This window comes from Streptomyces sp. NPDC059524, from assembly GCF_042749255.1.
Lineage (GTDB): Bacteria > Actinomycetota > Actinomycetes > Streptomycetales > Streptomycetaceae > Streptomyces > Streptomyces xanthii.
This window is the reverse complement of the sequence record NZ_JBHYTK010000099.1, coordinates 1-21,043: the sequence shown is the minus strand read 5'-3', so window position 1 is coordinate 21,043 and position 21,043 is coordinate 1. Positions and strand designations below refer to the sequence as shown.

The 21,043-nt window shown below is 73.7% G+C and carries 22 protein-coding genes; 11 read left to right on the top strand and 11 right to left on the bottom strand.

The features are described from left to right. Positions 1–249: 249 nt before the first annotated feature. Genes ACFW9D_RS25110 through ACFW9D_RS25100 form a run of 3 tightly spaced genes read right to left on the bottom strand, consistent with a single transcriptional unit; the run spans position 250 to position 2,697 of the window. The gene (locus ACFW9D_RS25110; RefSeq protein ID WP_384625074.1) at positions 250–915 is read right to left on the bottom strand and encodes a class I SAM-dependent DNA methyltransferase; all 666 of its coding nucleotides are present in this window, start codon (positions 913–915) and stop codon (positions 250–252) included. 38 nt (positions 916–953) lie between these two features. After that, the gene (locus tag ACFW9D_RS25105) at positions 954–1,946 is read right to left on the bottom strand and encodes an endonuclease/exonuclease/phosphatase family protein (RefSeq protein WP_384625092.1); all 993 of its coding nucleotides are present in this window, start codon (positions 1,944–1,946) and stop codon (positions 954–956) included. A 58-nt stretch (positions 1,947–2,004) separates the two neighbouring features. Continuing rightward, positions 2,005–2,697 (bottom strand): TetR/AcrR family transcriptional regulator, encoded by a 693-nt coding sequence (locus ACFW9D_RS25100; protein WP_384625071.1) that lies wholly within the window; start codon positions 2,695–2,697, stop codon positions 2,005–2,007. A gap of 88 nt (positions 2,698–2,785) precedes the next feature. Between ACFW9D_RS25100 and ACFW9D_RS25095 the strand changes: the two genes are divergently transcribed. From ACFW9D_RS25095 to ACFW9D_RS25085, 3 genes are read left to right on the top strand one after another with little or no spacing between them, the layout of a single operon-like run. Next, the gene (locus tag ACFW9D_RS25095; RefSeq protein WP_384625069.1) at positions 2,786–4,228 is read left to right on the top strand and encodes a purine-cytosine permease family protein; all 1,443 of its coding nucleotides are present in this window, start codon (positions 2,786–2,788) and stop codon (positions 4,226–4,228) included. Positions 4,229–4,272: 44 nt separating this feature from the next. Next, positions 4,273–5,880, top strand: a complete 1,608-nt coding sequence (locus tag ACFW9D_RS25090) for an amidohydrolase (protein ID WP_384625067.1) — start codon at positions 4,273–4,275, stop codon at positions 5,878–5,880. Positions 5,881–5,938: 58 nt separating this feature from the next. Further along, the gene (locus tag ACFW9D_RS25085) at positions 5,939–7,042 is read left to right on the top strand and encodes a C45 family autoproteolytic acyltransferase/hydolase (RefSeq protein WP_384625064.1); all 1,104 of its coding nucleotides are present in this window, start codon (positions 5,939–5,941) and stop codon (positions 7,040–7,042) included. Positions 7,043–7,082: 40 nt separating this feature from the next. Here the strand turns inward: ACFW9D_RS25085 and ACFW9D_RS25080 are convergent, their stop codons facing one another. The 3 genes from ACFW9D_RS25080 to ACFW9D_RS25070 all read right to left on the bottom strand — a co-directional run bounded on the left by ACFW9D_RS25080 (position 7,083) and on the right by ACFW9D_RS25070 (position 9,773). Next, a complete protein-coding gene (locus tag ACFW9D_RS25080; protein ID WP_384625061.1) occupies positions 7,083–8,105 on the bottom strand; it encodes a metallophosphoesterase family protein in 1,023 nt (340 codons plus the stop codon). A 150-nt stretch (positions 8,106–8,255) separates the two neighbouring features. Then, complete coding sequence (locus tag ACFW9D_RS25075) at positions 8,256–8,975, bottom strand: hypothetical protein (RefSeq protein ID WP_384625090.1); 720 nt, start codon at positions 8,973–8,975, stop codon at positions 8,256–8,258. A 225-nt stretch (positions 8,976–9,200) separates the two neighbouring features. Then, positions 9,201–9,773 carry a GNAT family N-acetyltransferase gene (locus tag ACFW9D_RS25070; protein ID WP_188340615.1) on the bottom strand — a complete coding sequence of 191 codons (573 nt, stop codon included), beginning with the start codon at positions 9,771–9,773 and terminating at the stop codon, positions 9,201–9,203. A 77-nt stretch (positions 9,774–9,850) separates the two neighbouring features. On the opposite strand from ACFW9D_RS25070, the gene ligA reads away from it, so the two are divergent. From ligA to ACFW9D_RS25050, 4 genes are all read left to right on the top strand, one after another. Then, positions 9,851–11,941: an NAD-dependent DNA ligase LigA gene (ligA, locus tag ACFW9D_RS25065; RefSeq protein WP_384625057.1), complete on the top strand. Its 2,091-nt coding sequence runs from the start codon at positions 9,851–9,853 to the stop codon at positions 11,939–11,941. A gap of 87 nt (positions 11,942–12,028) precedes the next feature. Next, positions 12,029–12,439 carry a VOC family protein gene (locus ACFW9D_RS25060; RefSeq protein ID WP_188340617.1) on the top strand — a complete coding sequence of 137 codons (411 nt, stop codon included), beginning with the start codon at positions 12,029–12,031 and terminating at the stop codon, positions 12,437–12,439. 26 nt (positions 12,440–12,465) lie between these two features. Beyond that, positions 12,466–12,807: a helix-turn-helix domain-containing protein gene (locus ACFW9D_RS25055; RefSeq protein WP_384625054.1), complete on the top strand. Its 342-nt coding sequence runs from the start codon at positions 12,466–12,468 to the stop codon at positions 12,805–12,807. A gap of 63 nt (positions 12,808–12,870) precedes the next feature. Then, positions 12,871–13,323, top strand: a complete 453-nt coding sequence (locus ACFW9D_RS25050; RefSeq protein ID WP_188340619.1) for an iron chaperone — start codon at positions 12,871–12,873, stop codon at positions 13,321–13,323. A gap of 18 nt (positions 13,324–13,341) precedes the next feature. Here ACFW9D_RS25050 and ACFW9D_RS25045 read toward each other — a convergent pair whose 3' ends face one another. Continuing rightward, positions 13,342–14,211, bottom strand: a complete 870-nt coding sequence (locus ACFW9D_RS25045) for a hypothetical protein (RefSeq protein WP_384625051.1) — start codon at positions 14,209–14,211, stop codon at positions 13,342–13,344. Positions 14,212–14,311: 100 nt separating this feature from the next. On the opposite strand from ACFW9D_RS25045, the gene ACFW9D_RS25040 reads away from it, so the two are divergent. Beyond that, positions 14,312–14,572: a hypothetical protein gene (locus ACFW9D_RS25040; protein ID WP_384625048.1), complete on the top strand. Its 261-nt coding sequence runs from the start codon at positions 14,312–14,314 to the stop codon at positions 14,570–14,572. Between the two features lie 12 nt (positions 14,573–14,584). Here the strand turns inward: ACFW9D_RS25040 and ACFW9D_RS25035 are convergent, their stop codons facing one another. The 4 genes from ACFW9D_RS25035 to ACFW9D_RS25020 form a co-directional block, all read right to left on the bottom strand. After that, positions 14,585–15,061: a hypothetical protein gene (locus tag ACFW9D_RS25035; protein WP_384625045.1), complete on the bottom strand. Its 477-nt coding sequence runs from the start codon at positions 15,059–15,061 to the stop codon at positions 14,585–14,587. A 27-nt stretch (positions 15,062–15,088) separates the two neighbouring features. After that, positions 15,089–15,454, bottom strand: coding sequence for an anti-sigma factor antagonist (locus ACFW9D_RS25030; protein ID WP_188340623.1), 366 nt, complete (start codon positions 15,452–15,454; stop codon positions 15,089–15,091). A gap of 196 nt (positions 15,455–15,650) precedes the next feature. Beyond that, positions 15,651–16,253: a TetR/AcrR family transcriptional regulator gene (locus ACFW9D_RS25025; RefSeq protein ID WP_188341726.1), complete on the bottom strand. Its 603-nt coding sequence runs from the start codon at positions 16,251–16,253 to the stop codon at positions 15,651–15,653. 137 nt (positions 16,254–16,390) lie between these two features. Further along, a complete protein-coding gene (locus tag ACFW9D_RS25020) occupies positions 16,391–16,987 on the bottom strand; it encodes a TIGR03086 family metal-binding protein (protein WP_384625041.1) in 597 nt (198 codons plus the stop codon). Between the two features lie 239 nt (positions 16,988–17,226). On the opposite strand from ACFW9D_RS25020, the gene ACFW9D_RS25015 reads away from it, so the two are divergent. From ACFW9D_RS25015 to ACFW9D_RS25005, 3 genes are all read left to right on the top strand, one after another. Then, on the top strand, positions 17,227–18,912 hold the full coding sequence (locus ACFW9D_RS25015) for an amidohydrolase (protein ID WP_384625039.1): 1,686 nt from the start codon (positions 17,227–17,229) through the stop codon (positions 18,910–18,912). 184 nt (positions 18,913–19,096) lie between these two features. Then, a complete protein-coding gene (locus tag ACFW9D_RS25010; protein WP_223206260.1) occupies positions 19,097–19,747 on the top strand; it encodes a dihydrofolate reductase family protein in 651 nt (216 codons plus the stop codon). A 191-nt stretch (positions 19,748–19,938) separates the two neighbouring features. After that, positions 19,939–20,952 (top strand): NAD-dependent epimerase/dehydratase family protein, encoded by a 1,014-nt coding sequence (locus ACFW9D_RS25005; protein WP_384625036.1) that lies wholly within the window; start codon positions 19,939–19,941, stop codon positions 20,950–20,952. Positions 20,953–21,043 lie beyond the last annotated feature (91 nt).

Here is a 21,043-nt window from a genome sequence, read left to right as displayed (position 1 = left end):
CTCCCTCTAACCCTCATCTCCTCACTCCCACCCCCCCCCCTCCCCCCAACCCCCGCTCCGCGTGCCGGCCTCGACGGGCGTGCTGGGGGCCGACTCCGGAGTACGGCATCCGGGCGGGCCGCATCCGGAGTCGCGGCCGAGCGCCGGAACCGGTCACAACGCGTCGTGCCGTCCGGCACAGGTGCGGAGTCCGATGCGGGCCCGCCGCGTACTCCGTGTGAGTCCGGGAGGGCCGACAAGACACTCCCGTCAGCCCAAGTCCCCCTTGCGCAGCAGCAGATGGCCGCGCCGGAAGCGCTCGCCCTCGCGCGGCTCGCGGAGCATGCGGCCGGTCTCCGTGAAGCCGCGCTCCGCCGCCACGCGCGCGACCTCGTCGACCGGCCACCGGTACGCCGTCGTCACCTTGTGGTCGAACGGCGTGACAGGGCCGCCCTCCGACTCGAAGAACCCGACCAGGAGATGGCCGCCGGGCCTGAGCACCCGCGCGAACTCGCCGAAGTAGCCCGGCACGTCCTCGGGCAGCGCGTGGATGACCGAGTACCAGGAAACGGCCCCGGCCAGCGAGGCGTCGGGCAGGTCGAGCGCGTGCATCGAGCCGACCTCGAAGCGCAGGTCCGGATAGGTGCGCCGGGCGATGTCGATCATCACGGGCGACAGGTCGATCCCCGAGGCGTCGAGCCCCAGGTCCCGCAGGTGTGCGGTGAGCCGGCCGGGTCCGCAGCCCAGTTCGACGACGGGTCCGACGGGCTCCGCCCGCACGGTGTCCGCGAACGCGGCGAACATCGCCCGGTCCAGGGGGAGCCGGTCGAACTCGGTGCGGACCAGCTCGGTGTACGGCTCGGCCCAGTGGTCGTAGGCCCGGGCGGTGGTGGTGAGCTGGGCGTCGGTGGCCGCGGTCGCGGAGATGTCTGTCACGGGGGAGGACTTTAGGGGCCGCCACTGACAACGGGCGGTCAGCGCAGGGTGATCCGCGCCGTGATCGGCAGGTGGTCGCTGCCGGTGGCGGGCAGGGTGCGGATCCGTCCGACGGTCCCGCCGCGCGCCATGATCTGGTCGATCCGCGCCACCGGGAAGGCCTCGGGGAAGCTGAAGGCGAGGCCGCGCCCGGACACGTTCAGGCGTGAGGTCAGCGGGCGCAGACCGCGGTCGTCGACGGTGCCGTTGAGGTCCCCGAGCAGGATCACCGCGCGGGTCCGCTCCGCCTCCAGCGCGTCACCGAGCAGCCGTGCGCTCTCGTCGCGCCGGCCCGAACCGAAACCACCCGCGCCGAGCCGCACGGACGGCAGATGGGCCACGTACGCCGCGACCTCCCCGTGCGGCGTGCGCACCACGGCGCGCAGCCCGCGCCGCCAGTCGTCGGGGAGGCCGCGCGGCCTGATGTCGACGGCCCGCACCCCGGTGAGCGGGTACCGCGACCACAGCCCGACCGTGCCGCGCACCGCGTGGTACGGATACGCGCGGCCCAGCGCCTTCTCGTAGGCGGGCACGGCCGAGGGCAACAGCTCTTCCAGGGCGATGAGTCGGGGCCGCCCGGCAGCGAGCGCGCGGGCCGTCGCCGCCGGGTCGGTGTTCTCGTCGCTCGCGTTGTGCTGCACCACGTCGAGCCCGGCCCGCGTCGGCGCGTCCCCGGGCAGGAGCAGCCCGCCGAACTGGTACGCCCAGGCCGCCACCGGCAGCAGCAGGGCGAGCAACGCGGTCGCCGACCGGCGCAGGAGGGCGGCGCCGAGGAGCACCGGCACGGCGACGCCCAGCCACGGAAGGAACGCCTCCAGCAGACTGCCCAGCCGCCCCGGCGTGTTCGGCACCAGGCGGTGGCCGAGCAGCAGCGCGGCCGTGAACGCGGCGAGCCCGGCGAGCACCCGGCCGCGCGTCCACCGCGAACCGCGCCGCCGTACGGCCGGGTTCGGGTCCGGCGGGGGTTCCGTACCGCTCTCCACCCGCGTCATCGGGGTCGCGCCCGTGTTCGTCTCGTCCACGCCCGACAGGACGACCGGTCGGCGGTGATCAGTTGCGGGCCTCGGCGCGCAGCGTCCCGGCGCCGAGACCGAGCAGGCGTTCGGCGGTGGCGAGCGCCATGCCGGCGAGGACCGGATGGTCGAGCTCCGGGTCGGCGTTGGCGTAGGAGCCGAGGCCGTCGACGGTCACCAGGATCTGCACGGTGACGCCCAGGGGGTCCTCGGCCGTGAACGCGCCGGTCCGCACCCCCTCCTCGATCAGCTCGGTCAGCGCGGCCCGGGTCGCGGCCTCCTGCGCGCTCACCGCCGCCCGCAGGCCCGGCTTGAACCGGCTGAGATGGCGCGCGTTGAGCCAGAGCCGGCCGAGGTCCAGGCAGTCGTCGCCCGTGAGGCGGACGAGGAAGCGGGCCAGGCGCCGCAGGGGCGGCAGTGTGCGCTCGGCGGGCGGCAGCAGGGACACGCGCTCGTGGCCGGCCGCGTGGGCGAACGCCTCGCTGACGAGGTCGTCGGCCGGGAAGTAGTGCCCGATCAGTCCGGGCCGGACGCCGAGCTCGTCCGCGACGCGGCGCAGCGTGATGCGCTCCAGCGACTCCTCCAGGCCGATCCGGGCGGCGGTCCGCAGGATTTCCGCGCGCCGCTCGCCGGGGGGCTTCCTGGCCTGCCCCGGAGTCGCGCCGGTGGCCTGGGCCGGAGCCGTGGAGCCCGCCTGTGCCGCGTTTGTCGAGCCAACCCTTGACGTCATGGCATCCACGTTATTGGATGTGCGACCAATAGCGTGTTGGTCAGATGGCCAATAACGGCGATGGTGCCGTAGGCCCCGAGAGGACCCGATGACGACGAACGACACCGCCGCCGCGCCGCCCGCCGAAGAGGCCGGGCCCGAGCGCGCGGCGCGGGAGAACGGCCGGGTGGAGACCCGGGGCATCGAGCTGGTGCCCGGCGACGAGCGCACCGGCCGGCCGCGCCAGCTCTTCGCCGTCTGGGCGGCGCCCAATGTGAGCTATCTGAGCTTCGTCGTCGGCGCCACGATGATCCTCATGGGCCTGAGCCTCCCGCAGGCCGTCGGCGTGATCCTCGCCGGGAACCTGCTCTGGATCTGCACCGGCATCGTCGCCGCGAGCGGCCCCGCCGCCGGCACCAGCGGCTCGGTGATCTCCCGCGCGATGTACGGCGTGGTGGGCAACAAGTTCGTCCTCGTGCTCACCGGCTGGCTGATCGCCGCCGCCTACCTCGCCCTGAACTGGTCCGCGGCCTCCGTCGCCGCCATCGGCCTCGCCGACCGCCTCGGACTGCCGCACAGCAGCGCCGTCGAGGCGGCGATCATCATCGCCATCGCGGCCTGCACGGTCCTGATCGCGATCTTCGGCTACGCGCTGATCGTCCGGCTCTACACCGCGCTCAGCGTCCTGCTCACCGTCGTCTTCGTCGTCGTCACCGGCTACGTCCTCGCCGAGGCCGACTTCTCCTACGCACCGGCCGAGCCCCTCAAGGGCGCCGCGCTCGCCGCGACCCTGGGCGCCGCCTTCACGATCATCGCCTCCACGCCGCTGTCGTACAGCAACAGCCCCGACCTCGCCCGCTACCTGCCCCGCGACTCCAGCCCCGTCGCGATCGCCGGCTGGACCGCCTTCGGCGCCTACCTGCCGAGCGTCGTCTTCACCACCGTGGGCGCGCTCGCCGCCACCAGCCTCGACATGACGGACCCCGAGGGCGCGCTGGAGAGCATCCTGCCCGGCTGGTTCGTCCCCGTCTTCGTCATCGCCGTCGTCGTCAACACCATGACCAACAACGGCATGACCGCCTACAGCGCGAGCCTCGCCATCCAGTCCGTCGGCGTCCGCCTCGCCCGCATCCCCGCCGTGCTCATCATCGGCGTCCTCGGCACCGCCATGACCCTCTACGCGATCCTCGTCTTCGACTTCCTGACCAGCGTCAACACGATGCTGCAGCTCGTCGTCGCGGTCACCGGACCCGCCATGGCCGTCGCCGTCACCGACCTGATCCTGCGCCGCAACGGCTACCGGGGCGCCGACCTGCTCGAACAACGGCGCGGCGGCCCCTTCTGGTACCGGGGCGGCGTCCACTGGGCCGGGATCCTCGCCCTCGTCGTCGGCGGCCTCACCTCCGCGTCTTGGGTCAGCACCACCTTCTGGACCGGCCCGGTCGCGACCGTGCTCGGCGGAGTCGACCTCGCGATCCCCTCCGGGATGCTCGTCGCCGCCGCCGTCTACTGGGCCGCGACGCGCGTCCTGCGCTCCATCCCGCGCGCCTGAGCGCACCCCCGCCGAGAACCCGTACGACGAGCCGAAGGAACACCGTGCACGCCGATGTCATCGTGCAAGCCCAGCACGTCCAGCCCCTGACCGACGAACCCACCGCCCCGGCCGACAGTGTCGCCGTCACGGGCGGCCGGATCGTCGCCGTCGGCCGGGCCGCGGACCTCGCACCGCTGCGCGGGCCGGACACCGCCGTGCACGTGTTCCCCGGCGCCACCATCCTGCCGGGCCTCGTCGACGTGCACGCCCACCCCGTCTGGGGCTCCATCTCCATCGGCAGCGGCGTCGATCTGCGCGGCGCCGACAGCCTCGACGAGATCTGCGCCCGCCTCGGCAGGGCCGCCGCCGGCCAGGAGACCGACGACTGGATCCTCGGCTACGACCTGAACGTCAACGCCTTCGACGGCGACCCGAGCGGCGACTTCCTCGCCGACCGCTTCCCGGGCACCCCTGTCTCCCTCATGACCGCCGACGCCCACGCCCTCGTCGTCAGCCCGCGCGCCGTCGAGGTCTGCGGCCTCACCGGCGCGGAGACCTTCACCGACGCCTCCAGCGTCGAGGTGGGCCCCGACGGCCGCCCGACCGGGTACGTCGTCGAACTCCAGGCCATGGACCTCGTCTTCGCCCACCACCCCGAGATCCCCGTCCCCACCGCCGCCGGCTACGTCCGCGCCGAACTGGAGCGGCTCGCGGCCGCCGGACTCACCGGCCTGCACGCCCTCGACTTCACCGACCCCTCCGAGGACGTCTACCGCCACCTCGAACAGCACGGCGAACTGCCGCTGCGCATCCGCTGCTCCCCCCTCGTCCCCGCCGACTCGGCGCCCGAGGTCTGGGAGGAGATCGCCGGTCTCCAGGGCCGCCGAGGCCGCCGCTGGCACGTCGAGGGCGCCAAGTTCATGCTCGACGGCACCGCCGACAACGGCACCGCCTGGTTCGACCACCCCGACATCCACGGGGAGAACCGCGAACCGCTGTGGCGCGACGTCGAGGCCTACCGGGCCGCCGTGCACTTCTTCACCGAGCGCGGCATCCCCACCGCCACCCACGCCATCGGCGACCAGGCCGTGCGCTTCGCCCTAGACGTCATCGAGGAGGCCGGGCCCGCCGGACGCGCCCCGCACCGCATCGAGCACATCGAGTCCCTCCCCGACGACCTCCTCGACCGGTTCGCCGAACTCGGTGTGGTCGCCGGCCTCCAGCCCGTGCACGGCACCCGGCACACCCGCGCCGACGCCACCGACAACTGGTCGCGGCGCCTCGGCCCCGACCGCGCCGCGCGCGGCTGGCGCACCCGCGACCTCCTCGACCACGGCGCCGTCGTCGCGCTCGGCTCCGACTGGCCCATCGGCCCCGGCGACCCGCGCGTCGCCCTCGCCGACTGCCAGCTGCGCCGGCCCGTGGAGGAACCCGGCAAGGCGCCGGTCCAGCCCGAACAGGCCGTCACCGCCCGCGAGGCCTACCTCGGCATGACCGCCGCCGCCGCGTACACCGCGGGCACCGCCGACGAGAGCGGCCGCGTCGCGCCCGGCTTCCGCGCCGACCTCACGGTCTTCGCCGCCGACCCGCTCGGCCTCGCGCCCCAGGACCAGCCCGGCAACGCGGTCCTCGCGACCGTCGTCGACGGCGTCGTCCAGCGCCGTCCCTGACGGCCTCCGGCCGCCCCGACCCCTCACCCGCACCACCCCCGAACGTGAAAGGCCCCTCGTGACCGCGACGCCGATTCCCCGCCCCGCACACCGCCGCCACATCGTCGCCGCCGCGGCCGACCCGTACGAGCGCGGCGTCGCCCGCGGCGAGCGGCTGCGCGACGCGGTGCCCGCCGCGATCGAGGTCTACGACCGGCTGTTCGCGCTCGGCGAGGTCCCCCTGGAGCAGGTCCGTGCCGACGCCGAGCGCGCCCTCGACGTCATCGGCGACTTCCGGCCGGGCGCCCGCGCCCAGATCGAGGGCATCGCCGCCGGCAGCGGAGCCGAGCTGTGGCGGATCGCCGCGCTCAACGCCCGCACCGAGATCCTGGCCCGCAGCGTCGGCGTCACCCCCGGCGAGTGCACCACCCTGGTCCGCAGGCCCACGGCCGGCACCCCGCACCCCTTCGGCGTCCAGACCTGGGACTGGCACGTCGAGCTGAACGCCATGTGGCACACCGTCGAGTCGCGCGGCGGCCGGCACGACTTCGCGGGCCTCACCGAGGACGGCATCCTGGGCAAGATCGGCGTCAACAGCGCGGGCCTCGCCCTGCACTTCAACATCCTCGGCCACGTCCGCGACGGCGTCGGCGGCATCCCCATGCACGTCCTCGCCGCGATCGTCCTGGAGGAGGCGGGCAGCGTCGCCGAGGCCGTCGACCTCGTACGCTCCGCCCCCGTCACCTCGTCCGGCTCGTTCACGCTCTTCGACGAGCACGACGCGACCCTCCTCGACCTCAGCCCGGCCGGCGTGTTCACGGTCGGCCCCGACGAGGACACCTTCATCCGCACCAACCACTTCCTCACGGCGCGGCTCACCGCCGACGAGAAGTCGTGGCTGTACCAGCCGGACTCGGGCGAGCGCCGCGACTTCGTCAAGGCCCGCCTCGCCGACGGCCGGACCGTGCGCACGAGCGACGACCTCGCGGCCGTCCTCGTCACCGGCCCGGACGAGCCGGGCGTGACCTGCCTGCCCGACCTCGACAAGCCGCTCGGCCAGCGCTGGGGCAGCCTCGCCACGGTCGCGCTCGACCCGGTGACCCGCACCGCCCGCGTCCTGGACGGCACCCCCGCCGACCTCGGCAGGCGCGAGTGGCGGGTGCTGGACGCGACCGCCGCCTGACCGACGGACCGGCCGCGTCCCGAGCCCGGGGGCCCCTCGCTCAGATCCTGGTGGCGAGGGGCACCGTCACCTGCTTCAGCCAGGCGCCGGCCGCGAAGTCACGGGCCTTGATGACGACACGGTCCCGGTGCACCTCCACCTGGAGGCCCTGGTTGAAGGTGCCGGGCACCGTGTTCTCGCCGCCCGTGCCGTTGTCGGTGAAACCGGTCTGCACCGCGCCCGTGTTGACCACCGAGAAGCCCTCCAGGTTCGCGGTGCCGGGCACCACGCGGCGCACGTACCAGTCGGACAGACCCAGGTCCCAGTGCGTGTGACCGCTGAACAGGAACACGTCCCGATAGCGGCCGAGGAGGCCGAGCAGACGGTCGGCCTGGAGGTAGTCGCTCAGGTAGAGCTTGTTGCGGGTGCCCGAGACCGTGTTCGGCAGCGGGTGGTGGGTGATCACCATGACCGGCTTGCGCCGCCCCGCCCAGTACCGCAGCCGCTCCTCCAGCCACTGGAACTGCGCCTCGCTCAGCCACACCTCGTCCCACAGCTTCGGGTCGTGGTAGTGCATGTACCGCTCCGTGCCGATGGTCAGCACGGGTATCCCGCCGAAGGTCGTCTCCGCGTAGACCCGTCCGCGCTCCGCGAAGCTGTAGAAGGAGCGGAACAGGGAGTCCTCCGTCGTCCCGTTCGGCCAGGTGGCCTGCGCGAGCGTCTGCGGGTCCGCCCACTTCGGCACGTAGAACTCGTGGTTGCCGATCGCCCAGGCGATCTCGCGCGGCCGCGGCTCCCGCGCGATGACCTTCCGGACCTCGGCGTACTCGGCGTCGTACCCGCGGGGCGTGATGTCCCCGGCCACCGCGAGCCCCGAACCGTGCGGGTTCGTCGCCCGGATGTCCCGCAGCGCGACCGCCAGGTCGCCGAGGTCGCCCTGGATGTCGCTGATGACGTCGAACGTGGTCACCGGCCTGCCTCCGTTCTGCGCCGCAGCCGGAGCCGCCGCCTCGGCGGGCAGCGAGGTGAGGCCGCCGAGCGTGACGGCTCCGGCCGTCGCGGTGATGAGGGATCTGCGTCGCACGATCGAGGGTTCCTTCCCCATACGGTGCCGGACACCCCCACGGCGCACGGCACTTCGGACCAGACCCGTTATCTTTACGCGACCGAAGGGGCGGGGGAATGAACAGCGCGGGACGATCCGTGGGACCGCCCCGCGCTTTTCGGCCACCGCTCAGCGCAGCTTGTTCACCGCGGTCACCGTCGTCTTCTTGAACGCGGCCACGGGCGCGTCCCGGAACCCGCCCATCTGGCCCCAGCGCACCACCGTGACGATGCGCCCGTCGCGGCCGACCGAGAACAGGTTGATGTCCGTCGCGCCCCACGTGGTCCGGGTGTTCACCCCGTAGACGACGGCACCTTCCTCCACCGGCAGCTTCCCGTAGTACTTCTGGCGTGCCGTCACGTCCGGGTACTCGGCCATGACGTCCTTCGCGCAGCTGTCCAGGTGCTTGCGGAGCAGCGCCGCGAAGGCCTTCGCGTGCTGGGCGTCCCGCTCGACGACCGTCACCTGGAGCGCGTTGGTGTCCAGGTCCGTGTAGTACGCGCGGTGCACGGAGGTCGACGGCAGCGCGTCGCCCACGCACATCGGCAGCGGGTCGGGCTGCCCGGCCGTCACCGGGCCCGCGTACCAGGCCGACGACGGGTGCGGCGGCAGCTGGGACGGGGACAGGAAGCGCGGGGTGCCGGCCGCGCCCGCCGGCGCGGCCAGTGCCCCGAGTGCGGCGCCGGCCCCCCCCCCCGCCCGCGCCCCCCGGGGCCCGGGTAGACAGTCGGTAAAAGGCGGTACCCCCAGTGGGGGCGCCGTCGCGGCGCCCCGCGCCGGGCGGGCGGGCCGGCGCGGGGGCGGGCCCGCGCGGGCGGCGGCGGGGGCGCCGCCCCCCGCCGCGCCCATCGCCGCCGTGCCCCGGTGTACTCGTACGTTCATCGTCGTTCCCCCATGTCGGTCGGCCTGCCGGGTGATCCGGGCCGTACGACGTGAGCGGCCCGGGGGAGGGAAGACGCCCCGGGCACGCGCACGCGCCCGCCCGTCTCCCGCCCTCGCCCTTTACGACCCGCGGGCCCGCGCGGCAGTTGCCCCCTTTTGTGTCACGGCTTCGTCACCGCGCGGGCGCGTCCCTCAGCGCAGATCGAGCCGCATCACGATCCGGGGCAGCCCGACGAGCTTCGACTTCGTCCCGGCCGCGAACGTGAACCCCGCCCGCTCGAAGTTCCGCCGCATCCCCACGTACGCCATCGTCGTGTCGACCCGCGCCTCCCCGTTGTCCAGCGGATACGCCTCGATAGCCGGAGCGCCCCGCTCCCGCGCGTAGGCGACCGCGCCCTCGATCAGCGCGTGCGAGACCCCCTTCTTCCGGTGCCCGGGCCGCACCCGCACGCACCACAGCGACCACACCGGCAGATCGTCCACGTGCGGGATCACCCGGCTGCGCGCGTACGAGGTCTGCGCGCGCGGGGCCACCGCCGCCCAGCCCACCGGCACGTCCCCGTCGTACGCGAGCACCCCCGGAGCCACCTCCGCGCGGCACAACTCCGCCACGTACGCCCCGCGTTCCTGGCCCTTCAGCGTGTGGTCGACCTTCGAGGGCACACGGTGGCTCAGACACCAGCACACCGTCGCATCGGGGGACTTGGGCCCGATCACGGCACGGACGTCGTCGAAAACAGTGGCGGGGCGCACATCAAGAGTCATGATCGCCACCCTGCCACGCTGCCCGTCACGAGGCGGCCGCAACGGCATTGTCAGTGGTGGGAGGCAGGATGGAGGGCATGACGACGACTTCTGCCGTTCCTTTCGTGCTGCCCGACGCCGCCGCCTACGCCCAGGCCGTGGCGGACGCCCGGCGTGCCTCCGCCGCGTACTACGAGGGCGGCACCTCCACGCTCGACGACGACGCCTACGACCGGCTCGTTCGGGCGATCACCGTGTACGAGACCGAGCACCCCGACGAGGTCCTCGCCGACTCGCCCTCGGGCAAGGTCGCGGGCGGCGCGGTCGAGGGCGACGTCCCGCACACGGTCCCGATGCTGAGCCTGGACAACGTGTTCTCGGACGAGGAGTTCACCACCTGGTCGGCCTCCCTGGAGCGCAGGATCGGGCGCGAGGTCGCGAGCTGGAACGTTCAGCCCAAGCTGGACGGCCTCGCCATCGCCGCCCGCTACGAGGGCGGCCGTCTCGCCCGCCTCGTCACGCGCGGCGACGGCACCGCCGGCGAGGACGTCTCGCACGCCGCCGGCACGATCGAGGGCCTGCCCGCCGAGCTCACCGAGCCGGTCACCCTCGAGGTGCGCGGCGAAGTCCTCATGACCACCGCCCAGTTCGAGTACGCCAACGAGGTCCGCACCGAGCACGGCGGCGACCCCTTCGCGAACCCGCGCAACGCGGCGGCGGGCACCCTGCGCGCCAAGGACCGCGCCTACACGGTCCCCATGACCTTCTTCGGCTACGGACTGCTCGCGCTGCCCGGAACCGACGAGGCCCTCGCCGCGCGGCTCGCCGAGGAGGCGCACGGCGCGCTCATGGACCGCACCGCCGCCCTCGGGATCAACACCCCGGCGAGCACGGACGTGCCGGGCGTCGTCCTCACCTCCGTCGAGCAGGTCCTGGAGCGCGTCAAGGCGATCGCCGCGCTCCGCGCCGACCTGCCCTTCGGCATCGACGGCATCGTCGTGAAGGCCGACCTCGCCGCCGACCAGGCCACGGCCGGCTCCGGCACCCGCGCCCCGCGCTGGGCCGTCGCCTTCAAGCTCCCGGCCGTGGAGAAGATCACCCGGCTCCTCGCCGTGGAGTGGAACGTGGGGCGCACCGGCATCATCGCCCCGCGCGCCGTCCTGGAGCCCGTCGAGCTCGACGGCTCCACCGTCACGTACGCCACGCTGCACAACCCGGCGGACATCACCCGCCGCGGACTGCGCCTCGGCGACCAGGTCATGGTCTACAAGGCGGGCGACATCATCCCGAGGATCGAGGCGCCCGTCGCCCATCTGCGGACCGGCGAAGAGCAGGAGATCGTCTTCCCCGCCGAGTGCCCGCAGTGCGGCTCCGGCATCGACACGAGCGAGCAGCGCTGGCGCTGCGAGCGCGGCCGCAACTGCCATGTGGTCGCGTCGATCAGCTACGCGGCGGGCCGCGACCAGCTCGACATCGAGGGCCTCGGCCAGACCCGCGTCGTCCAGCTCGTGGAGGCCGGACTCGTCGAGAGCCTGCCCGACCTGTTCGACCGGCTGACCCGCGAGCAGCTCCTCGGTCTGGAGCGCATGGGCGAGACCAGCACCGACAACCTGATGGCGGCGCTGGAGCGGGCCAAGACCCAGCCGCTGTCGCGCGTCCTGTGCGCGCTCGGCGTGCGCGGCACCGGCCGCTCCATGTCCCGCCGCATCGCCCGCCACTTCGCCACGATGGACAACATCCGGGCCGCCGAAGCGGAGGCCATGCAGCGGGTCGACGGCATCGGCGCCGAGAAGGCCCCGGTCATCGTCGCCGAACTGGCGGAGCTGGCCGCGCAGATCGACCGGCTCGCCGCGGCGGGCCTGAGCATGACCGAGCCCGGCGCCACCCCGCCGCCCGCCGAGGGCACCGAGGAGACGGACGCCGCCGCCGCGGACGCGGGGCCCCTGGCCGGCATGAAGGTCGTCGTCACCGGAGCCATGACCGGCCCCCTGGAGAAGCTGTCCCGCAACCAGATGAACGAGCTGATCGAGCGCGCCGGAGGCAAGTCCTCGGGCAGCGTCTCGAAGAACACGAGCCTCGTCGTCGCGGGCGAGGGCGCCGGGTCCAAGCGCGCCAAGGCCGAGGACCTCGGCATCCGCCTGGCCACCCCGGACGAGTTCGCCGAGATGGTCGCCGGCCTGCTGGACTGACGCCACCGCGGGCGGTGGGGCGGGGCCGGGTCCACACGATCAGGAATCAAGAAGCGCCCCCGCCCCGCCCCGCCTACCGTTACGGCCATGGACATCACCATTCACACCACGGCCCTTCCGCACGAGGACCCGGACGCCTCCGTCGCGTTCTACCGGGACTCCCTCGGCTTCGAGGTCCGCAGCGACGTCGGCGAGGGGAAGATGCGCTGGATCACGGTCGGCCCCGTCGACCAGCCCGGCACCTCCATCCTCCTCGCCCCGCCCGCCGCCGACCCCGGCATCACCGACGACGAGCGCCGCACCATCCAGGAGATGATGGCCAAGGGCACCTACGGCTGGATCCTCCTCGCCACCCGCAACCTCGACGAGACCTTCGAGAAGGTGCAGGCCACCGACGCCGAGGTCGTCCAGGAACCCGTCGACCAGCCCTACGGCATCCGAGACTGCGCCTTCCGCGACCCCGCCGGCAATCTCGTCCGCATCCAAGAGCTGCGCTGACGCACCGGCACAGGAGGGGGCTTCGCATGTGCCGTCCAGGATGGGCCCGCGCCCGCACCACGGCGTGGCGGCTCGAACGGTTCGCCCGGATGCGCCGGGTCCGCGACCGCATCGACCGGGAGTACGCACGACCGCTCGACGTGGAGGCGCTGGCCCGCGCGGCGGACCTTCCGCCGCGCGAACTGACCCGGCAGTTCCGGCTCGCCTACGGGACGTCCCCGTACGCGTATCTGGGCGCCCGGCGCGCGGAGCGCGCGACGGTGCTGCTGCACCGCACCGACGTGCCCGCGGCCGAACTGCACCGACTGGTCGGAGCGCCGACCCGAGGCGTCCACGACCGCTGGGTCCGCGCCCGGTCCGCCGTCTGACCAGCACGACTTCCGTCATATCCGCACCCGCATCCGCACCACGGCTCACAAGGGGACGACGTCATGGCCACCACGAAGAAGACCGGTACGACGGACACGGAGCAGGGCTTCACCGACGACGAGCGTGCCGCGATGAAGGAGCGCGCCCAGGAGGTCAGGGCCGGCCGGAAGCGTGGCGCCAAGGCGGACCCCGAGGCCGACGTCCTCGCGAAGATCGCCGAGATGGACGACGCCGACCGGGTGCTCGCCGAGCGGATCCACGCCCTGGTCAAGGAGAACGCCCCGGACCTCGCGCCGAAGACCTGGTACGGGATGCCCGCGTACGCCCGCGCAGGCAAGGTCGTCTGCTTCTTCCAGTCGGCGCAGAAGTTCAAGTCCCGTTACGCCACGCTCGGGTTCAGCGACGAGGCCCGGCTCGACGAGGGCGCCATGTGGGCCTCCGCGTTCGCCCTGGCGGAGCTCACGCCGGAGGTGGAGGCCCGCATCGCGGACCTCGTGAAGCGCGCCGCGGGCTGAGCCAGGGGCGGGTGCGGGTCAGCACAGGCGGACGACGGTGAAGCCGCCGTCGCGCGGGGCGGCGAGCGCGATCTCGGCGAACAGGCCGCCCGCCGTGGTCGTGTAGCGCTCGCCCCCGGCTGTCCGGGCCCGCCGCCCGGGGCCCGCGTCCTGGACGTGCCGGGCCAGTTCCGCGGCGGCCGGAGCGGTCAGCGCCTGCGACAGGGCGCGCGATCCGTCGGGCAGACGCACGGCCGCGCGGTGCGGCCGGGACGGCGGCCCCACGTATCCGACGACCTCCACCTCGACCGAGCCCCGGGCACCGCCGCGCACGGTCACCCAGATCCGCTCCGCCCGGTACGGATCGCCGCCCCGCTTCGCGACGACCCCGTCGACGCCCTGCGCGGCGAGCCCCTCCAGCCACACCCGCGCCACCTCGGGATCGTCCGTCGCCGGGACGGGCTGCAGGGGCGGCGGCACGTCGTGGAGGAGGTCCAGCAGCACGGCCCGCCGCTCGGCGTAGGGGCGCCCGCGCAGATCCTGGCCGCCCAGGGCCAGGCAGTCCGACACCGCGTAGGAGGCCGGGCGTTCGGCGGCGAGCGCTCCGGCCCCGCGCGGCGGAGCGGCCGCCCGGGCCCGCGCCGCCGCGAGGTCGAGCCGGCCACCTGTCCACACCACGGCCTCGCCGTCCAGGACGGTGCCCGCCGGCAGGGCGGTCCGCCCGGCCGCCGCGAGGTCGGGCCACGCCGTGGTCACGGTCCGGCCGGAGCGCGACTGGCAGCGCACGGCCCGCGCGGTCCGGTGCAGCACGAGCCGTTCGCCCTCGAACGCGGGCTCGTACCACCAGCCGGGCCCCACGGGCAGCTCGTCGGCGGTCTCGCTGAGGGCGACGGCCACGGGATACTCCACGCCTCCAGCCTCGGCCCACCGCGCCGCGGCCGCGCGACGGCGTACTCCGCCCGGACCCGCGGCGGCCGCGTTGTCAGTGCCGGATGCGAGGCTCGACCTCATGGACGAGCAGGAATTCATGCGGGGCCGGGTGTACGGGGCCGACCACGAGGACGCGAGCCCCCAGCCGGGCCGGGTCTACGCGGAGCTGGTGGGCGGCCCGCTGGACGGACTGCTGCTCGACGTGACGCTGCCACCGGGCCAGGAGCTGCCCGGAGAGGTGGCCCTGCCGACCGAACTGGGCGCGTACGGCGCGGGCGGCCGGGCCCTGTACGCGGTGGCCGGCCAGGGGCGCCTGCGGTGGAAGGGGGACACGCCGTGAGGCGGCCCGGAGTCAGCGCAGCCAGGCCCGTTCGTCGACCAGGACGGTGGGCGCGGAGAGGAAGACGTCCTCGGTGACGGGACCGTACGCGACGTTGTAGGTGTCGAGCCAGTACGTCCAGCCGCGGATGCCGAGGGCGCTGCTGAAGCGGTGGTTGAGGTGCCAGCGGACCCACTGGCCGGGTGCGAGCCGGACGGCGGGCGGCCGGCGGCGCCGGGTGTACAGACCGATCCCGGGCAGCTTCGGAAGGACGCGCAACCGCCCGCCCTCGGCGTCGATCCGGAGATCGACGGTGCGCGCCTCCTGGACGGTGTCGTACGGCGTGAAGCCGTCGTCCTCGTGCATCCGGACCACGTGGACGCCGGACCGGGGCCCGGCCGGCAGGGGGAAGCCCACCGGGGCCGCGTTCCTGCGGGCGGCCGCCGCGCCGCCGCGGGATTCCTTCGTCCAGACGGTGTGCACCCACTGGACGGTGATCTGGTCGTGCATGGCGGCATCATGCCCGCAGCGGCGCCCTCACGGCGAACGCTCCAGGGGCGGCGCGGCCGTACGGAAGCGGGCGGCCAGGCCGCCCGCCCGGAGCAGCTTGTGGATCGCCGGCTGGTGGAAGAGCAGCCGCAGTTCGCCGGAGCGCTCTCGGACGCGGCGTTCGGCCCGCACGAGCAGGCGCAGGCCGGAGCAGTCCATGAAGTCGACGTCGGTCAGGTCGATCAGGACGCGCGGGACGGTGGGCCGGGTCGCCTCGTCGAGCCGGGCCTGGATCTCGGGAGCGGTGGCGATGTCCACCTCGCCGCGGATCCGCACGACGGTGAGGCCGTCGCGGACGTCCCGGGAGACATGGGTGTGGGGGCAGGCCGTGCAGAGGTGGAACAGGGAGGTCATCGGCATCCCTCGGAGGACGGGGCCCCGTCTGCCCGAGGCCGTCGCTGAGCAGCACCCAGGAGGGCGCTGCTGGTCGGCGGGGGCAGGGGCGACCGTCGTCCACGGTAGAAGGAGCCGCGTCAAGCGAAACGTGCCTGCACCACGCGGATCTCCTGAGTGGGTGACGAGGCGGCCATCAGTTCGGATCCGCCGAGGCTCAGGGCCGGGGGATCAGGGAGCGCGCCGCGGCCTTCGCCTCGGACAGGGCCGTCGCGGCGTCGGCGCCCCGCAGTCCGAGCACCACACGGGTGCTCAACCCGTCGAGCAGCGCGAGGAGTCGACCCGCCGCCGCGGCCTGGTCGTGCTCGGCGAAGCGGCCCTGGCGCACGCCCCGGGCGAGCAGTGTCGTCAGGTCGTCGTGCCACCCCGCGTCCAGGTCGTCCTGGGCCTCGCGCAACGACGCGTCGCCCGGCGTGCGGGCCCACAGCTCGATCCACAGCATCCACCGCGGGTCACGCGGACCGCGCGGCAGGTACAGCTCCAGGAACTGCTCCAGCTTGCGCTCGGCCGGGGTCCGCCGGGCCAGCAGCGCGCGGCGCTCGTCCGCGAGGAGGCCCTCGCTGTGGCGCAGCGCCTCCAGGAAGATCCGGTCCTTGCTGCCGAAGTAGTACAGGATGTGCCCGCCGCTCATCCCGAGCCGGCGGCCCAGCGACGCCATGGTCAGCTCCGCGAGCCCGTGCTCGGCGACCGCGGCCATGACCTCCTCCAGGATCCGCTCCGCAGAGGGTCGCCCGCCGCGCTCCCGCACCGCCACCGCCACCACACGCCCCTCCGCTCGTCCTGCCCCGACCCTATCCGCCGCGGTCGGCGCCCGGGCATGCCGTCGGCGGGCCGGGCGTGCGGCTCGAAGGAGCGGCTGGGCTGTGCGGCTTGGCCGTGCGGCTCAGACCTGCCGACTCAGATCTGCCGGCCGAGGAACGACAAGAGACGGACGTGCGCGGAGGAGTCCGTCGGGGCGGGGGTCGCGTGGCCGAACATGCCGGGCCCGCGGAAGGCGTCCATGTCCGTCCGTCGCATCCGTGCCAGCAGGTCCTCGCACAGGTCCTGGTCGACGAGGTCGCTCCGGCCGACGGTCACGGCCAGGTCGACGCCGTGGACGAGGACCTCGGTGAGATGGATCAGTGCCGCGGTCGGACCCGGGACGGAGCCGAAACCGAGACGGACCGTCACCCCGGCGAGGTCGTCGTCGGTGGGGGCCGCGAACTCCCAGGCCGCGCGGTCGGCCGCGGCGGCCTTCGCGTAGGCCCCCTCCGGGTCGGCGCCGAGCCAGTCGTCGTGGTGCTCGCCCCCGGGGTCCCCACCCGTCAGCTCGGCGGCGAAGATCCGCATGCCGCCCACGACATGGTTGAGCGTGGTCCGCGCGTCCCACTCCGGGCACGGGGTGGCACGGGACCAGTCGCCGGCGTCGATCGCGGCGACGACGGCGCCCGTCATGGTCAGTGCCCGGCCGATGTGTTCCACCACGGCGATGTTCTGGGAGACGTTCGGCTTCACCGGAGGTGTCCTAACGCAGTGGGTGGCGGCTTTAAAGCGGAGACTAGGCCGCCCTTCGCCACAAACGCAACCCATTCCTGCGTTAAGGCTACGTCGGGGGGTGCCCGTGAGCGCCCGGGGGCGGCGCGCACCACCGTGGCGCGCACCTTGCGTGTCGGAGGTCTTGACGCGGCGCCTCCTTGCCCCGCATCTTGAATGCCGTTCAAAAAGTTGAACGGCATTCTAAAAGGAGTCGCCCCATGACCCGGACCGGCATCAACGGCCAGGCGGACCTGCTGTTGCGCGGCGCGCGCATCCACACCGTCGACGCGGAGCTGCCCGAGGCGCAGGCCATGGCCGTGCGGGACGGGCGGATCGTGTGGCTCGGCGACGACCGCGACGCCGCCGCCTGGGCGGGGCCGGACACGCGGGTGATCGACGCCGGGGGGCGGCTCGTGCTGCCCGGGTTCATCGACGCTCACAACCACGTCCGGCTCGGCTCCGACGCCGCCTGCGTCCAGCTCGCCGGCGCCGACACCCTCACCGAGGTCCACGCGCGCATCCGCGCCTGGCACACCGCCCACCCGGACGCCGAGTGGATCGAGGCCGAGGCCTTCGACTACTCGGCGCTCGGTGGCGGCCGCATGCCCACCGCCGCCGACCTCGACCCCGTCACCGGCGACACCCCCGCCTTCGTCCTCAGCTACGACGTGCACACGGCCTGGCTCAACACCGCCGCCCTGCGCCGCCTCGGCATCACCCGCGATCGCACGCACCTCCCGTTCGGCGAGGCGCAGGCCGACCCGGAGAGCGGCGAACCCACCGGGTTCGTCAAGAACTTCGCCATCCAGGGACTCTCCCGCGAGGGCCACCGCGCGCTGCGCGAGCTCGGCGTCCCGTGGGCCTCCGCCGAGCGCCAGTACGGCCGCCTCGCCAGGTCCCTCGACGACGCGATCGGCCACGGCATCACGACCGTCGTCGAACCGCAGAACTCCCTCGACGACCTCGCCCTGTTCGAGCGTGCCCGCGCCGAGGGCCGGCTCCGCTCCCGGCTGGTCGCCGCCCTGTTCCACCCGCGCGGCACCACCGACGCCGACCTGGACGAGTTCGCCGACGCGGCCCGCCGGTACGCCGACGACCGGCTGCGCGTCGGCCCCCTCAAGCTCTACATCGACGACGTCGTCGAGCCCCGTACCGCCGCACTCCTCGAGCCGTACGCGGGCTGCCGCCATCACCGCGGCGACACCTTCTACCCGCCCGAGGAGTTCGCCGGGCTCCTCGCGAAGCTGGACGCTCGCGGCTTCCAGTGCTTCGTGCACGCCACCGGCGACCGCGGCATCCGCGTCGTCCTCGACGCCTTCGAACACGCCCGGCAGGCCAACGGCGTCCGCGACTCCCGGCACCAGGTCGTCCACGTCGAGTGCCTCGACCCCGCCGACACCGCCCGCTTCGCCGAACTCGGCGTCGTCGCCTGCATGCAGCCCCGCCACTGCGCCCCCGAGGTCGCGGGCCCCGGCAAGGACTGGGCCGACAACGTGGGCGCCGACCGCTGGCACAAGGCGTGGCCGATGCGCAGCCTCCACGAGGCCGGGGCCGTGCTCGCCTTCTCCAGCGACTGGAACGTCGCCGAGATGGACCCCATGGTCGGCATCTACACCGCTGTCACCCGCCGCCCGCTCGGCGGGGGAGAGGCCTGGCGCCCCGAGGAGACCGTCGACGTCGCCACGGCGATCCACGGCTACACCATGGGCTCCGCCTACGCCAACTTCCTGGAGGACGACCGGGGTTCGCTCACCGTCGGCAAGGCCGCCGACTTCGTGGTCCTCTCGCGCGACATCCTGGACGCGGCCCCCGAGGACATCCCGGGCACCGTCCCCGAGCTCGTCTTCGTGGGCGGCGAGGAGGTCCACCGCCACGCGGACACCGGCGACACCGACCTCGGCTGAACACGCGCCGAGCCCGTCACCCGTCCGACGCGGACCTACCTGACACCGCCGCCTACGCCCGGGAGAACCGCCGGCGCAACGGCCTGGAGCAGCGCAGCGATGAGCTCCGATGAGTTTCGCCGGCGGGCGGGGTCGGTACTCATGTCACGCCACCACGCCTGACGCGCGCCAGGGAAGGAACACCGTGCGACACGAGCAGCTCCTGAAGGTCCAGAACTTCAACGTCTCCAGCGACGGCTACGGCGCCGGGGAGAACCAGACCCTCGAGCGGCCCTTCGGGCACGCCGACCCGGGGAAGATGTTCGCCTGGGCCGGCGCCACCGCGAGCTGGCCCAACCGGACGGAACCCGGCGGCAGCCGCGGCCTCGACGACTATCTGACCAGGGACTTCCACCACAACATCGGCGCCGAGATCATGGGGCGCAACAAGTTCGGGCCGCAGCGGGGACCGTGGGAGAACCTGGACTGGGAGGGCTGGTGGGGCGAGGAGCCGCCGTTCCACACCCCCGTGTTCGTCCTGACCCACCATGTCCGGCCGTCGATCACGCTGTCGGACACGACGTTCCACTTCGTCGACGCGGACCCGGCCACGGTGCTCGCGCAGGCCAAGGAGGCGGCGCAGGGCAAGGACGTGCGGCTCGGCGGCGGAGCGCAGACGATCCGCGAGTTCCTGGACGCCGATCTGATCGACACCCTGCACGTGACGGTCTCCCCGCTGAAGCTCGGCGCCGGCTCCCGCCTGTGGGAGTCGCCCGACGAACTCCTCGACCGCTACCACTGCGACGTCGTGCCCAGTCCGAGCGGTGTCACGCACCACCTGTTCTGGCGCAAGTGAGCTGAGCGGCACACAGAACCCGGCGGGCCTGCGCGTGGTGATCGGGCTCCGACGTCACCGGGGGCCGCCGGGGCCGCCATTGATCACTCCATGGGTTCACCCTATTGATCACTCCGGTGATCACTTCGAACCCCCGCACGTACGTCCTACGGGCGATGGTGGCGAGCGTCACAGCCCGGCAGGATCGACACATGCACGTACTCCTTCTCGGAGGAACCTGGTTCCTCGGCAGAGCAGTTGCCCGCCACGCCCTCGCCAACGACTGCGAGGTCACGACCTTCAACCGGGGACAGAGCACCCCGTATCTGCCCGGAACCCTCGCGGTCCACGGCGACCGCGCCAGCGCCGACGACTTCGAGCGGCTGGCCCGGTACGGCCCGTGGGACGTCGTCATCGACACGTCCGCCTCCGACACGGCGCCCCGCCACGTCCTCGCCGGCGCCCGGGCGCTCGCCGAGGTCACCGACCGGTACGTCTACGTCTCCAGCGTCAGCGTCTACCGGAACTGGGGCGCGGGACCGCTGACCGAGTCCTCCGCCACGTACGACACTCCGGCCGACGCCGGGCCCGAGTACTACGAAGGGCTCGAACCCGCGGAGCAGGACGGGATGCGCAAGGCGGGCTGCGAGCGGGCGGTGACCGAGGCGTTCGGCGCGGACCGCACCACCATCCTGCGGCCCGGTTCGATTCTCGGCCCCGGCGAGTACATCGGGCGGCTGCCGTGGTGGCTGCGGCGGTGCGCGCGCGGCGGCGAGATCCTCGCACCCCGCGAACCGGACCGTCCGGTGCAGCCGATCGACGCGCGCGACGTCGCCGCGTTCGCGGTGTCCGCGCCGGCCGGGGTCTTCAACGTGACCGCGCCGCGCGGCCACGCCACGATGCGGGACCTGCTGACGGCCTGCCTCGACGCCACCGGGTATCAGGGGCGGCTCGTGTGGACCTCAGAGGAGGTCCTCGCGCGCCACGGGGTGCGGGGGCGGACCGAGTTGCCGCTGTGGCCCGGGACGGACGGTGTCGTCGACGTGAGTGCCGCGCTGGCGGCCGGGCTGACGTGCCGGCCGCTCGACCGGACCGTGGCCGACACGTGGGCGTGGCTCCGGGACGGCGCGGATTCCGTCGCCGGGCAGCAGTCCGGGTGGGAGCGGCACGGGATCGCGCCGGACAAGGAGGCGGCGATCCTCGCGGAGGTCGGCCTGAGCGGGTAGCTCCGCCCGGGGCGGGGGTGCCTTCTCGTCTGCCGAGTGCCCCTGTCCGGGCGGCTGTCCCGCCGTCGTGGCCGGTCGCGCAGTTCCCCGC